Origin of the sequence: Pseudomonas sp. PGPPP1 (genome assembly GCF_002255865.1) — a bacterium.
GTDB lineage: Bacteria > Pseudomonadota > Gammaproteobacteria > Pseudomonadales > Pseudomonadaceae > Aquipseudomonas > Aquipseudomonas cremoris.
Map to the genome: position 1 here is coordinate 146893 of NZ_NKIG01000004.1, position 14206 is coordinate 161098.

The 14206-nt window shown below is 59.7% G+C and carries 13 protein-coding genes; 9 read left to right on the forward strand and 4 right to left on the reverse strand.

What is annotated here, in order from left to right; all coding sequences use genetic code 11:
- Positions 1-201: 201 nt before the first annotated feature.
- From CFE47_RS08295 to CFE47_RS08310, 4 genes are all read left to right on the forward strand, one after another.
- Positions 202-648 carry a DUF4879 domain-containing protein gene (locus CFE47_RS08295; RefSeq protein ID WP_185708556.1) on the forward strand — a complete coding sequence of 149 codons (447 nt, stop codon included), beginning with the start codon at positions 202-204 and terminating at the stop codon, positions 646-648.
- Positions 649-744: 96 nt separating this feature from the next.
- On the forward strand, positions 745-1251 hold the full coding sequence (locus tag CFE47_RS08300) for a (2Fe-2S)-binding protein (protein WP_286836241.1): 507 nt from the start codon (positions 745-747) through the stop codon (positions 1249-1251).
- Positions 1248-2237 (forward strand): FAD binding domain-containing protein, encoded by a 990-nt coding sequence (locus tag CFE47_RS08305; protein ID WP_286836242.1) that lies wholly within the window; start codon positions 1248-1250, stop codon positions 2235-2237. The genes CFE47_RS08300 and CFE47_RS08305 overlap by 4 nt, the downstream gene beginning before the upstream one ends.
- Positions 2234-4417, forward strand: coding sequence for a xanthine dehydrogenase family protein molybdopterin-binding subunit (locus tag CFE47_RS08310; RefSeq protein WP_286836243.1), 2184 nt, complete (start codon positions 2234-2236; stop codon positions 4415-4417). The genes CFE47_RS08305 and CFE47_RS08310 overlap by 4 nt, the downstream gene beginning before the upstream one ends.
- Here CFE47_RS08310 and CFE47_RS08315 read toward each other — a convergent pair.
- On the reverse strand, positions 4414-5655 hold the full coding sequence (locus tag CFE47_RS08315; protein WP_286836244.1) for an MFS transporter: 1242 nt from the start codon (positions 5653-5655) through the stop codon (positions 4414-4416). The two genes, CFE47_RS08310 and CFE47_RS08315, sit on opposite strands and share 4 nt — an antisense overlap.
- A gap of 318 nt (positions 5656-5973) precedes the next feature.
- On the opposite strand from CFE47_RS08315, the gene CFE47_RS08320 reads away from it, so the two are divergent.
- The 3 genes from CFE47_RS08320 to CFE47_RS08330 are packed head-to-tail and all read left to right on the forward strand — an operon-like array spanning position 5974 to position 8602.
- Positions 5974-7413 carry a cytochrome ubiquinol oxidase subunit I gene (locus CFE47_RS08320; protein WP_185708551.1) on the forward strand — a complete coding sequence of 480 codons (1440 nt, stop codon included), beginning with the start codon at positions 5974-5976 and terminating at the stop codon, positions 7411-7413.
- 1 nt (position 7414) lies between these two features.
- The gene (gene cydB / locus CFE47_RS08325) at positions 7415-8422 is read left to right on the forward strand and encodes a cytochrome d ubiquinol oxidase subunit II (RefSeq protein ID WP_016973854.1); all 1008 of its coding nucleotides are present in this window, start codon (positions 7415-7417) and stop codon (positions 8420-8422) included.
- Between the two features lie 12 nt (positions 8423-8434).
- Entirely contained in the window at positions 8435-8602 is a 168-nt protein-coding gene (locus CFE47_RS08330; protein WP_010206690.1) for a DUF2474 domain-containing protein, read from the forward strand.
- A gap of 65 nt (positions 8603-8667) precedes the next feature.
- Here the strand turns inward: CFE47_RS08330 and CFE47_RS08335 are convergent, their stop codons facing one another.
- On the reverse strand, positions 8668-9792 hold the full coding sequence (locus CFE47_RS08335; RefSeq protein WP_286836245.1) for a methyltransferase: 1125 nt from the start codon (positions 9790-9792) through the stop codon (positions 8668-8670).
- A gap of 158 nt (positions 9793-9950) precedes the next feature.
- Positions 9951-10661, reverse strand: coding sequence for a helix-turn-helix transcriptional regulator (locus tag CFE47_RS08340; RefSeq protein WP_286836246.1), 711 nt, complete (start codon positions 10659-10661; stop codon positions 9951-9953).
- Positions 10662-11105: 444 nt separating this feature from the next.
- Between CFE47_RS08340 and CFE47_RS08345 the strand changes: the two genes are divergently transcribed.
- Complete coding sequence (locus tag CFE47_RS08345) at positions 11106-11882, forward strand: ferredoxin--NADP reductase (RefSeq protein ID WP_286836247.1); 777 nt, start codon at positions 11106-11108, stop codon at positions 11880-11882.
- Between the two features lie 46 nt (positions 11883-11928).
- Here the strand turns inward: CFE47_RS08345 and mscL are convergent, their stop codons facing one another.
- Positions 11929-12342, reverse strand: a complete 414-nt coding sequence (gene mscL, locus CFE47_RS08350; protein WP_185708547.1) for a large-conductance mechanosensitive channel protein MscL — start codon at positions 12340-12342, stop codon at positions 11929-11931.
- A gap of 287 nt (positions 12343-12629) precedes the next feature.
- On the opposite strand from mscL, the gene katB reads away from it, so the two are divergent.
- On the forward strand, positions 12630-14171 hold the full coding sequence (gene katB / locus CFE47_RS08355) for a catalase KatB (RefSeq protein ID WP_286836248.1): 1542 nt from the start codon (positions 12630-12632) through the stop codon (positions 14169-14171).
- Positions 14172-14206 lie beyond the last annotated feature (35 nt).

Sequence of the window (14206 nt, forward strand, 5' to 3'; positions counted from 1 at the left end):
TTTGCGTCGTGATTTGTTGACCTCTAAGTCAAAGCACAAACTGCGCCAAGCGCCTGTGGTTTCAGAGAGGATCGGAAAAAGCGGCGCATCATACCAGCAGCCGAGGCCGTGTGGGGCGCGGGCTCAGTCTTGTGAATCATCGCTCTGGATCATGGCCTTGAGGCATACTGCGCCGACGTTCAAACCGGGGTCATCGACAGCATGAAAAAAGCCAACGCGTGGAGTCTAGCTCTGATCCCCTGTATCGGCCTGTGGCTCGCTGCAGCACCGGCGTGGGGCGCGACTGCACCGCCCTTGAGCGAGGTACGCGTGTTCAAGGTCCAATCGGCGGGTTGCACCGAAACCATTCCCGAGCGGGCGCAGGGCACGCAAATGTGCACCCATCGCGGGCCTACCAAGGTCTCGGTGATGGAAGTCGGCCTGGGCAACAACCCCATGGGCCGTTTCGATGGCGCCGAGTTGAACGGGCAACGCACCCCGGTGTGCCAGGTCGGCAACATCAGCCAGGTGTGCAATGGGGCGGGCACGGTGATGGGCTATATCTACGTGTTTGAGGTGAATGTCGAAGCCCCAGGCTGGTTTGAATACACCAACTCGTCGATCAACGGCCCACAGAACACCTTGAAGACGCTACTCAATATCCGCTGATCAATCCCCTTGAACGCTCAAAACCCCGGGCAGTCGTACCCCTGAGACGGCGACTTTCCTGAACGCCGCGGACGTACACCAACCCGTGAGGTGTTTATGAGCGCAACTCCCAATGGCGAGGCGGTCCAACCGTTCGTCAGCCACCCGATTCGCCTGCGCCTCAACGGCCAGGACCGCCAACTGGACGTGTTGCCCTGGACCACATTGCTCGACCTGTTGCGCGAGCAACTTGACCTGGTCGGTAGCAAAAAGGGCTGCGACCATGGCCAGTGCGGCGCCTGTACCGTGTTGCGCGATGGCAAGCGGGTGAATGCCTGTTTAACCCTGGCAGTGATGTGCGACGGTGCCGAATTGACCACCATCGAGGGGCTGGCCGACGGTGACGTGCTGCACCCGATGCAGCAGGCATTTATCACACACGATGCTTTCCAGTGTGGTTACTGCACCCCCGGTCAGATTTGTTCGGCCGTAGGCTTGGCCAATGAAGGTCGCGCGCGCGATTCGGCGCAGATCCAGGAATTGATGAGTGGCAACCTGTGCCGCTGCGGCGCCTACAGCAATATTCGCGACGCGATTGAAGATGCCCTGGGAGGTGAACGATGAATCCCTTCCATTACAGCAAACCGGCTAATGTGCACGAGGCCGTACATCTAAGCAGTGCCGCATCACGCTTTATTGCTGGCGGCACCAACCTGCTGGACCTGATGAAAGAAAACATCAGTCGGCCCGAACACCTCATCGATATCACCGGCCTGCCGCTGCATGACATCCAGCAAACCGCTCAGGGTGGCCTGATGATCGGCGCCCTGGTGAGCAATGCCGACGTGGCCTGGCATCCGCTGATCGAGCAACGTTACCCCTTGCTTTCCCAGGCGATCCTGGCCGGCGCCTCGCCACAATTGCGCAATATGGCCAGTACCGGCGGCAACCTTTTGCAGCGCACCCGTTGTTACTACTTCTATGACGCCGACGTGCCCTGCAATAAACGCGAGCCCGGCAGCGGCTGCCCCGCGCGCACGGGCCTGAACCGCATCCATGCGATCCTTGGCGCCAGCGATCAATGCGTCGCGACTCACCCCTCAGACATGTGCGTAGCCCTCGCAGCATTGGAGGCACGTGTGCATGTGGAGGGGCGCGGTGGCGCGCGAATCATCGAATTTGCCGACTTTCATCGCCTACCCGGTGACGCACCGCAACGCGACAATCAACTGGCTGATGATGAACTGATTACCGCCATCGAATTACCGGCCGATCGCCTGGCGAGCCATAGCCACTACCTGAAAATCCGTGACCGTGCGTCCTATGCCTTTGCCCTGGTTTCCGTCGCCGCCGCCCTTGAGCTCGACGGTCACACCATCGTCGATGCGCGCCTGGCCCTCGGCGGAGTTGCCCACAAACCCTGGCGTGACCGGGCAGTGGAAACCGCGCTGATCGGCCAAGCCGTCAGCCGTGAAACCTTCACTGCCGCCGCCGACGCCTTGTTGCAAGATGCCGAGCCGCTGGCGCACAACGGCTTCAAGATCAAGCTGGCTCGGCGTGGGATCATTCGCGCCTTGAGCGACGCTGCTGTGGCAGGAGTTCAACCATGACCGTTATCGGCAAACCGTTGGACCGGGTTGACGGTCTGCTCAAGGTTACTGGCCAGGCGCGCTATGCCGGTGAGTTTCCCGAAAAGGGCCTGCTTCACGGCAGCGTGGTTTCCAGCCGTATCGCCAGAGGCCGCGTCGTACGCATCGACGCATCCAAAGCCATGGCTTTGCCCGGTGTGGTCATGGTGCTCGATCACCTCAACCGCCCGGCAATCGCCAGCTACGACGAGGCCTTCGCCGATGCCGATGCGGCGGACGGTTCGCCGTTTCGCCCGCTTTACAATGACCGCGTGCTGTACAGCGGCCAGCCCTTGGCCTTGGTCATCGCTGACAACCTGGAGTTGGCGAGGTATGCCGGGTCCCTGGTGGAAATCGAGTACGAAATCGAGGCGTTCGACACCGACTTGGTGGCCCAACAGGCGCATGCGCACCCATCGCCCCAGACGCCGCCCGCACCACGTGGCAACTTCCAGGCCGAATGGAGTACGGCCGCTATCCGCCTGGACGTGCACTACAGCACCCCGATCGAACACCACAACCCCATGGAACCCCACGCCAGCACCGTGCTGTATCAGCCGGATGGCACCTTGCATATTCATGACAAAACCCAGGGGCCCCAGAACTGCCAGGCTTATGTGCAGAAAATCTTCGGGCTGGATAAAAGCCAGGTGCGGATCTTTGCCGCCTTTGTTGGCGGCGCGTTCGGTTCCGGCCTGCGCCCGCAGTATCAGTTGCCGCTGGCAGTGATGGCGTCCCTGGCGCTCAAACGCTCGGTGCGCGTGACCTTGACCCGCCAGCAGATGTTCACCTTCGGCTACCGCCCGCGTACGTTGCAGCGCTTGCAGATCGGTGCCGCCGCCAACGGCAAGTTAATGGCACTTGGGCATACCGCCGTTGGCCAAACGTCACGCTTCGAGGATTTCAGCGAGCACGTGGTGGAGTGGAGCGGCATGCTCTACCACTGCGACAACGTGCAGTTGACCTACAACCTGGTGCCGCTGGATGTGTTCACGCCGTTGGACATGCGCGCTCCGGGCGCCGCCCTCGGGGTGATCGGCCTGGAGTGCGCCATGGATGAACTGGCCTGTGCCCTGGGCATGGACCCCGTAAAACTGCGGCTGATCAACTACGCCGAGCGCAACCAGAACGAAAACAAGCCCTGGTCCAGCAAGGCGTTGCGCGAATGCTACCGTGACGGCGCCGAGCGCTTTGGCTGGTCGCAGCGCAACCCGGAGCCTCGCAGCATGCGCGACGGTCGCCAGTTGATTGGCTGGGGCATGGCCGGTGGCGTGTGGGAGGCGATGCAGATGAAGGCCAGTGCAAAGGCGCGAATGGATGCTGCAGGCAAGCTGACAGTCAGCAGTGCCACTACCGATATCGGTACCGGCACTTATACGGTGATGACCCAAATTGCGGCGCAGGCCAGCGGCGTTGTGGTGGACGATGTGGTGTTCCTGCTCGGCGATTCGTCGCTGCCAACGGCCCCCCTGCAAGGCGGCTCGTTTACCGTGTCGTCGGTGGGCACCGCCGTGCAGCAAGCTTGCGAAGCGTTGACCGGCAAACTACTGGGCATCGCCCGGCGGACGTACCCGGTATTCAAGGACGCTGAATCCGTGCGCTTTGAAGGGGGTCAGTTGCATGCCGGCGCCGTGAGTGTGTCGTTGGCGCAGTTGGTCAAGGACAGTGGTGAAGAGGCATTGGAGGTTCAGGTCGACAGCGAGCCCGATAAAAAACGCGAAGGCTATGCGACCGCCACCCATTCGGCGGTTTTTGTCGAGGTGCGGGTCGATGATGACCTGGGCACAATCAAGGTCAGCCGTGTGGTCAGCGCAATTGCGGCGGGGCGGGTGGTCAATCCCAAAATGGCCCGCAGCCAGATCCTCGGCGGGGTGGTGTGGGGTATCGGTATGGCACTGCATGAAGAGACACAGATTGACCATCAACTGGGCCGTTATATGAATCACAGCCTGGCCGAATACCATATCCCGGTAAACGCCGATATTGGCGAGATTGATGTGGTGTTTGTCGAAGAGCACGACGAGATCGTCAACGCCCTCGGGTCCAAGGGCGTTGGTGAGATCGGTATTGTCGGGGTGGCGGCAGCGGTGGCGAATGCGATTTATCACGCCACCGGCAAGCGGGTGCGGGAATTTCCCATCACCCTGGACAAAGTGCTCTAGGCCTTCGCGGCCTCTTCCACTGGCACATGCATGCGGTCCCGATTCGCAAGGGTCGGGAACAGCTTGATCCACACGCCGGTCACCACCAACGTACCGATCCCGCCCATGACCACGGCGGGCACCGTGCCGAACCAGTGGGCGGTAATCCCGGACTCGAATTCACCCAATTGATTCGACGCTCCGATAAACAGCCCGTTGACTGCACTGACCCGCCCGCGCATTTCATCCGGCGTTTCCAACTGCACGAACGACGCACGGATCACCATGCTGATCATGTCTGCTGCGCCCAGCACCACCAGCACGCCTAAGGAAAACCAGATCGAGGTGGACAGGCCGAAGGCAATCGTGGCCACGCCGAACACGCCGACGGCGGTAAACATCACCCGGCCCACGTGGCGATCCACCGAGAAGCGTGCCAACCACAGCGACATCAACAATGCCCCTACCGCCGGCGCCGACCGCAGCAGGCCAAGGCCCCAGGCCCCCGTCAGCAGGATGTCCTTGGCGAACACCGGCAGTAACGCAGTGGCGCCGCCGAGCAACACGGCGAACAGGTCGAGTGAGATCGCGCCAAGAATGTCCGGGCGGCTGCGGATAAAGCGGATGCCAGCCAGCAACGAGTCCAGGGTGGCCTTGCCCTTGTTGAGCGGGGTCTGGCGAGCGGGCAGGTTAAGGGTCAGCATGCAGGCGATGAGGTACAGCACCACGGTGGGGCCGTACACCCACACGCTGCCGAAGGCATAAAGCAAACCGCCCAAGGCCGGGGCGACGATGGTGGCCAACTGCTGGGCCGATTGTGACGAGGCCACTGCGCGCGGGAACAATGCCGTGGGCACGATGCTTGGCAGCAGCGCCTGGGTAGTGGGCATTTCGAAGGAGCGTGCGGCGCCCAGCAGGAAGGCGAGGATAAAGATCATCTCGCGGGTCACGTTGCCGGTCAGGCCGCCGATGGCCAGGGACAACGCAATCAGCGCCTGCACGGTCTGGCAGATGGCGGCCACTTTGCGCCGCTCATAGCGGTCGGCCACGTGTCCGGTGTGCAGCATGAACAACACGCGCGGTACGAACTCAACCAAACCCACCAGACCCAGGTCCAGCACGTTGCCGGTCAGTTGGTAGAGGTTCCAGCCAATGGCCACGGTGAGCATCTGGAACCCGCTGGCGGTGAAGATGCGCGCCAACCAAAACGCGATGAAAGGGCGGTGGTGACGCAACAGCAACGCGGGTTTACTAGGCATCGGGAGTTCAGGTCAGGGCGGGAGGGAGCGCCGAGATTATCATTAAGTTGTAACAGATGGTTGCAACAACTGAGCTGAGGCAGTCTGTCACGCGGCAAAAGACCACGCCGTCCTACAGCCAAATCCGGACTACTCTTTCAGCAATGCTTGATCCAGATCAAAACCTCCCCAGGGATTGCTCTGGCGGCCTTAGGGCCAGAATCCCTGCGTGGTTGGTTAAAAAAAGAAACGAATTGAAATTCGCCAGACTCCATATCCGTGGGGGCAGTGGGTGCAGGCTCCCGCCAGCAGCCGGTATTACCTGACAGAGGAAGACTTATGTTCGGTTTGGAGGCGCTAGATCTCGCCCGAATTCAATTTGCATTCACCATCTCGTTCCACATCCTGTTCCCGGCGATCACCATCGGCCTGGCCAGTTACCTTGCGGTGCTGGAAGGCTTGTGGCTCAAGACCCATAACGATACCTACCGTGACCTCTACCATTTCTGGTCGAAGATCTTTGCCGTCAACTTCGGCATGGGCGTGGTCTCCGGCCTGGTCATGGCCTACCAGTTCGGCACCAACTGGAGTCGATTCTCGGACTTCGCGGGCGCCGTCACCGGGCCGCTGCTGACGTACGAGGTACTCACGGCGTTCTTCCTTGAGGCCGGTTTCCTTGGGGTCATGCTGTTCGGTTGGAACAAAGTGGGGCGCAAACTGCACTTCTTCTCCACCGTGATGGTGGCTGTCGGTACGTTGATTTCCACGTTCTGGATTCTCTCGTCCAACAGCTGGATGCAAACGCCGCAAGGTTTTGAAATCGTCGACGGCCGTGTGATTCCCACCGATTGGTTCGCTGTGGTGTTCAACCCGTCGTTCCCGTACCGCCTGGCGCATATGGCCACGGCAGCATTCGTGGCCACCGCATTCTTTGTCGGTTCCTCGGCGGCCTGGCACTTGCTGCGCGGCAAGGACAACCCGGCGATCCGCACCATGCTCTCGATGGCGATGTGGATGGCCCTGATTGTTGCGCCTATCCAGGCGGTGATCGGCGACTTCCACGGCCTCAATACCTTGAAGCACCAACCGGCGAAAATCGCCGCGATTGAAGGCCACTGGGAAAATATCGGCAACGAACCGACTCCGTTGATCCTGTTCGGCTGGCCGGACATGAAAGCGGAAAAAACCAAGTATGCCGTGGAGATCCCGTACCTCGGCAGCCTGATCCTCACCCACTCCCTAGACAAGCAGGTGCCGGCGCTCAAGGAGTTCCCGCCTGAGGACCGTCCCAATTCCACCATCGTGTTCTGGTCGTTCCGGGTCATGGTTGGCCTGGGCTTCCTGATGATTTTCACCGGCCTGTTCAGCCTTTGGCTGCGCCGGGGCGACAAGATGTACACGTCCAAGCCGTTCCTGTACCTGGCGCTGTGGATGGGGCCATCCGGCCTGATCGCGATTCTTGCTGGTTGGTTCACCACCGAGATCGGCCGCCAGCCGTGGGTGGTCTATGGCTTGATGCGCACGGCGGATGCTTCATCCGGGCATAGCCTGGCGCAGATGACCATCACCCTTGTGTTGTTCGTGGTGGTGTACTTTGCGCTGTTTGGCGCCGGTTTGGGCTACATGATGCGCCTGGTGCGCAAAGGTCCAGTGACCCACGAAAGCACCGAGCCAACCCACGGCGGCCCTGGCCAGAAACGCACACCGGCCCGTCCGTTGTCCGCCGCCGATGATGGCAGCGACGACGACCACGTCGACATCCAGCACAAGGGGCATTGAGATGGGTATTGATCTTCCGCTGATCTGGGCCGTGATCATCATCTTCGGCATCATGATGTACGTGGTCATGGACGGTTTCGACCTGGGCATCGGCATTCTTTTTCCGTTCATCCCCGGCAAAGTCGACCGTGACGTGATGATGAACACCGTCGCGCCGGTCTGGGACGGCAACGAAACCTGGCTGGTACTCGGTGGTGCGGCGTTGTTCGGTGCGTTCCCGCTGGCCTATTCCGTGGTGCTGTCGGCGTTGTACCTGCCGTTGATCTTGATGCTGATCGGGTTGATCTTTCGCGGCGTGGCCTTCGAGTTCCGCTTCAAGGCCAAGGACCACAAGCGTCACCTGTGGGACAAGGCGTTCATCGGTGGTTCCATTGCGGCCACCTTCTTCCAGGGCGTGGCGCTGGGGGCGTTTATCGATGGCATTCCGGTGGTCGATCGCCAGTTTGCCGGCGGCTCGCTGGATTGGCTCACGCCGTTCACGATGTTCTGCGGTGTGGCCTTGGTAGTCGCCTACGCCTTGCTCGGTTGCACCTGGCTGATCATGAAGACCGAAGGCAAGTTGCAGGAGCAGATGCACAACCTGGCGCGGCCATTGGCCTTTGTGGTGTTGGCGGTGATTGGCATCGTCAGCCTGTGGACGCCGCTGGCGCACCCGGAAATCGCTTCGCGCTGGTTCACCCTGCCGAACCTGTTCTGGTTCCTGCCGGTGCCGATCCTGGTATTGGTGACCATGTACGGGCTGATCCGTGCGGTGGCGCGTAATGCGCACTACACGCCGTTCCTGCTGACGCTGGTGCTGATCTTCCTCGGCTACAGCGGCCTGGGTATCAGCTTGTGGCCAAACATCATCCCGCCGTCCGTGTCGATCTGGGACGCGGCGGCACCACCGCAGAGCCAGGGCTTCATGCTGGTGGGGACGTTATTCATCATCCCGTTCATCCTGGGCTACACCTTCTGGAGCTACTACGTGTTCCGCGGCAAGGTCACCCACGAAGACGGCTATCACTAGGAGGGTCGTTCCATGTCCGGCAAACCTTCGTTGCACGAGATTGAACAGGCCGAGAAACAGCCGTTGTGGCGGCGCTTGGGGTGGCTGGCGATGATCTGGACCGGCAGCGTGCTGGCCCTGTTTGTCGTGGCCAGCCTGATGCGCATGTTCATGAATGCGGCGGGCCTGACCACCCACTGACATCCCGATCCGGGCTTCGCGGCCCGGCTTTCAACCCTGCCTCTCGCAAGAGTGGCAGGGTTTTTTTATTTGCGCGCCTTGAGGATCACGAACTTGGGCGTGGCCGCCACTTGCTCGACACCCCGGAACAGTCGCGCCAATTTGCTGTGATAGCCCAGGTGACGGTTGCCGACTATATAGAGCGCGCCACCTACCACCAGCGCTTCACGCGCCTGCTGGAACATGCGCCAGGCGAGGAAGTCGCCGACGACCTGCTGCTGGTGGAACGGTGGGTTGCACAGTACTACGTCGAGCGAATCCGGCTCCTGGCCGGCCAGGCCATCGGCGGCGCGCACGGTCACGTCGCGGTCGCCGAGGGCGGCTTGCCAGTTTTCGGCAGCCGATTGCACGGCCATGTACGACTCGTCCAGCAAGGTGTACTGCGCATCGGGGTTTTGCAGTGCGCTGGCAATTGCCAATACGCCGTTGCCACAACCCAGGTCGGCCACACGGGCGTTGCCCAGGTTTTTTGGCAGGTGTGGCAGGAACGCGCGAGTGCCGATATCCAGGCTTTCACGGCAGAACACGTTGGCGTGGTTGAGCAGCTCGATGGCAGGCGTGTCCAGCGTGTAGCGGGTCGGGTAGGGCGACACTGCGACTGGGCGATCCGCGACGGTGGCAATCAACAGCCGCGCCTTCTTCACTGCCAGCGACGCATGCATGGGGCCGATATACCGCTCCAGCATTTCCCCGGCTGCCCGTGGCAGGTGTTTGACCATCGCCCCGGCGATCACTTCTGCGCCTGGGGCCAGTTGGCCCTGCAGGCGAATCAGCTGTTCTTCCAATAACGCCAGGGTCTTGGGCACACGGATCAGCACTCGGTCGAACGGCCCGTTGGGTACTTGGCTGGCGGGAATGAATGCCACCGCATCAAAGGCCTTGCCATTGCGCACCAGGTTCTTCTCCAGGCCTTGGGCTGCCAGGAACGAGTCGCCGCTGGAGGTCACCTGCACCTGGCCATCAAGGCTGGCGGCCAGGGCGCCAAAACTGTCGTTGAGTACCAGCACACGGGTGGCAGCAACAGGTTGCTGTTCTGCCAGGTAGCTGAGCAGGTACTCGTCGGCGGCATCGAAGGCTTGCAGCGGATCATTGTGTTGCTCTGGCTGGCGGATCAGATCGAGCTGGGCGAAGGGGCTTTCGAGCAGGGGCATGGCGGGGGAGGCTCTGGGTCATCGATGGGAGTTCGACAGTTACCTGCGAACCCTCTGAGTGAACTTCGACGTGGGCCCCATGGGCTGCGTCAACACTCAGAATTGGGCGTAAATGTTACTTTTTTTCCAGAGGGATTACATGCGGTGTTTCCACTCGATTAAAAGCAGCCCATTTTGGAGGCCCTGAGTACTGCTGCGATCTTGTTATTAAACCCCAGCTTCTTGAAGCAACTGCTGATATGGAACCCCACCGTACGCTCCGACAAGCAGAGGATGGCGGCAATGTCCGCAGCGGTCTTGCCCATGGCTGACCATTTGAGTATTTCCGTTTCTCGTGGGGTCAGTTTGCTGGGCGGTTTGACGCCAGGTTCGTCGGCAAATTTCTGCGCTACTACCGCATGCATGGCATGACACAGCCACAGCACCTGGCCGGCTTTTTCGTACAGTTCTTCCGGGCTGACTTCGCCTTTGGTACGACCCAGGGTCAGCATGCTGAAGACCCCATGGAAATCATGCACTGACTGCGTCCAGCCCAAGTGCACACCATGCACTTGGGCCAATTCCCACAGGTTCGGCGCGGCGCTAAATGCCTTCTTCTCCCACACTATTGGCAGTACGCTGCGTTTGCAGTGGGCGACAACAGGGTCTATTTCGAAGAAGTGTCCTTGTTTGTAGGCAGTGTTCCACTCACTTGGGTAATTATTTTTATAAACAGTTTTTGTGTCGTTTTCAGGTATTTGAGAACTCATCGTAAATGAACAGAATTGGAAGCCGAGCTCTAAGGTGTGATTGAGGGCCATTTCAAAAACACTGGTTATCTGGTTCTCGCCTTCCAGTTTGGGGAGTCTTGTGTTGCGCCAGCTAATCATTGGTCACTCTCCATGGGATTTTACGTACTGTGGGTACGTCCTCACCCCACAGTTGCACGAAACTGAGTGTAGGATATTGCCTATATAATTTAATCGGGAAAATGCTGAAAGCTGTTGTGTTGTTAGGCGGGCGATCTTGTACATGTTGCAAGTGTTTGTGCAGGTTGTTTGGATGTTTATTTTTTCTAATTGGAATTAGCGAGTTAGCAGTGCTGCCAAATTGATGGCTGTTAACAACACTGCATCATCTGATAAGCGATTTAGACTGTGTTAATAGCCAAATGATTAGTCGCGTGGTCGTCGGCTAACTGTTTCTCCAACTTTACGCACGCTCACTCACCGCAGCCATTGGGGGACGTGAAAGGCGCAAATGCCGTACAAATCAACGGTGTTTGCGCTCGCCACTTTGAGGGACACTAGGGCACCTGTAGAACGGAGCCCCCCATGACGGCCAGCGCTGAGAAATTTACCCGCCAGACCTTGCTAGACGTGCAGTCGCTGACTCCCAGCCTGTTTACCCTGCGCACTACCCGTGACGCGGGCTTTCGTTTCACCGCAGGCCAGTTTGTGCGCCTGGGGGTGACCAAGGCGGATGGCAGCACGGTGTGGCGCGCTTATTCATTGGTGTCGTCGCCGTTCGATGAGCACCTCGATTTCTTTTCCATCGTCGTTCCCGGCGGAGAGTTCACCAGCGAACTGAGCCGTCTGCGGGTAGGCGATACCTTGATGGTGGAGCGCCAGGCTACAGGGTTTCTAACGCTGAACCGATTTGTCGATGGCCGCGATTTGTGGATGCTGGGCACCGGCACCGGGGTGGCGCCGTTCCTGTCGATCCTGCAGGACTTCGAGGTTTGGGAAAAATTCGAGCGCATCATCCTGGTCTATAGCGCCCGCGAGGCCAAGGAGCTGGCGTATCAGACGCTGATCAAATCTTTAGGCGAGCGTGAATACCTGGCTGAGCATGCGCACAAACTCGTCTACCTCCCAATTGTCACCCGCGAGCAACACCCTGGCGCATTGAACGGGCGCATTACCACGCTGATTGAAAACGGCGAGTTGGAGCGCGCCGCGGGTGTTGAACTGACGCCTGAACACTCCCGCGTCCTGATCTGCGGCAACCCGCAAATGGTTGATGACACGCGGCAGTTACTCAAGCAGCGCGATATGCAACTGAGCCTGAGTCGACGCCCCGGCCAAGTGGCGGTGGAAAACTACTGGTAACAAAAAGGCGCCCCTTGGGGCGCCTCGTTTTACTGGCAGACGACGCTCAAGGCTTGTCGTTCTGCGCCTTGAGCAGATCGCGGATCTCGCCCAGCAACACTTCTTCCTTGGTCGGCGTCGGCGGCAGGCTTGGTGCCACGGCCTCTTCACGCTTCAGGCGGTTGATCGCCTTCACGCCCATGAAGATCGCAAACGCGACGATCACAAAGTCGATCACGCTCTGGATGAACTTGCCGTACGCCAGCACCACCGCAGGTACATCGCCTTGCGCGGCCTTTAGCGTTATCGCCAAGTCGCCGAAGTCTACGCCACCGATCAACAGACCGATGGGAGGCATCACTACGTCGCCTACAAACGAGGAAACAATCTTGCCGAAGGCGGCGCCGATGATGATACCGACGGCCATATCGACCACATTACCTTTGACCGCGAAGGCCTTGAACTCACTGATCACGCCCATAGGTTATTCCTTGTTACAGATGAGAAGGGTGGAACTCAGTGTAAGTCAGTCGTAGAGCCCTTGCGCGACACAACTGTTAACACTGTTAGGTTTTATCGACACATTAAATCGCAAATAGTTTGCAAAATGCCACCAGTCGCGCGCGAAATACTCGTGATTTCAGTGGGTTACCACACTATTTTCTTTATCGGCTTGGTACTACTTTTCTATTTATCTTCTGCGTCCCAGGTCACTAGCCTCTGGCAAGCACAACAGAATGTGCACTAAAAAAACCAGAGGAAACCTCGATGAATAACTCAATGAGCCGCGGGCCCGTTTCAGCGCGATCAGCGCTGATACTGGTAACCGCCAGCTTGCTTTCCCTGTCGGTGCAAGCCGCCAACCTGACCCGCGATAACGGTGCAGCCGTCGGCGATAACCAGAACTCGCAAACCGCCGGCGCCAATGGCCCGGTGTTGCTGCAAGACGTGCAACTTATCCAGAAGCTGCAGCGCTTCGACCGTGAACGCATCCCTGAGCGCGTAGTACACGCCCGTGGTACCGGCGCCCACGGCACGTTCACCGTCACCGATAACCTCAGCGACCTGACCAAGGCCAAGGTGTTTGCCGCCGGCGAAACCACACCGGTGTTCGTGCGCTTCTCGGCCGTGGTGCATGGCAACCACTCTCCGGAAACCTTGCGTGACCCACGCGGTTTCGCCACCAAGTTCTACACCGCCGACGGCAACTGGGACCTGGTGGGCAACAACTTCCCGACCTTTTTCATCCGCGATGCCATCAAGTTCCCGGACATGGTCCACGCCTTCAAGCCAGACCCGCGCACCAACCTGGATGACGACTCTCGTCGCTTCGATTTCTTCTCCCACGTACCCGAAGCCACCCGTACGTTGACCGAGCTGTACTCCGACTCCGGCACCCCGGCGAGCTACCGGGAAATGGACGGCAATGGCGTGCATGCCTACAAGCTGATCAACGCCAAGGGCGAGGTGCATTACGTCAAGTTCCACTGGAAGAGCCTGCAAGGCATCAAGAACCTTGATCCCAAGCAAGTCACCGAGGTGCAGGGTCGCGATTACAGCCACATGACCCACGACCTGGTCACGCATATCAACAAGGGCGACTTCCCCAAGTGGGACCTGTACGTGCAGGTGCTCAAGCCTGAGGACTTGGCCAAGTTCGATTTCGACCCACTGGACGCCACCAAGATCTGGCCAAACGTGCCGGAGCGCAAAGTCGGGCAGATGGTGCTGAACCGCAACCCAGCCAATGTGTTCCAGGAGACCGAGCAAGTGGCAATGGCCCCGGCCAACCTGGTGCCGGGTATCGAACCGTCGGAAGATCGCCTGTTGCAAGGCCGGGTGTTCTCCTACGCCGATACCCAAATGTATCGCCTGGGCCCGAATGCCCTGCAACTGCCGATCAACGCGCCACGGGTGACCGTCAACAACGGCAACCAGGACGGCGCGATGAACGTCGGCAAGACCAGCAGCGGCGTGAACTACCAGCCGAGCCGCCTGGAGCCACGGGAAGAACCGCAGGCCGCACGCTATAGCCAATCGGCGCTGTCGGGCAGCACGCAGCAGGCGAAGATCCAGCGCGAGCAGAACTTCAAGCAAGCCGGTGACTTGTACCGCTCCTACAGCAAGAAAGAGCGCCAGGACTTGATCGACAACTTCGGCGGCTCCCTGGCCACCACCGACGACGAGAGCAAGCACATCATTCTGTCGTTCCTCTACAAGGCTGACCCGGAGTACGGCACTGGCGTGGCCAAGGTTGCCAAGGGTGATCTGGCGCGCGTGAAGGCGCTGGCGGAAAAGCTGACTGACTAACGTTGGTTCCGGTCGGCGCCCTCAAGCGGGGCGTC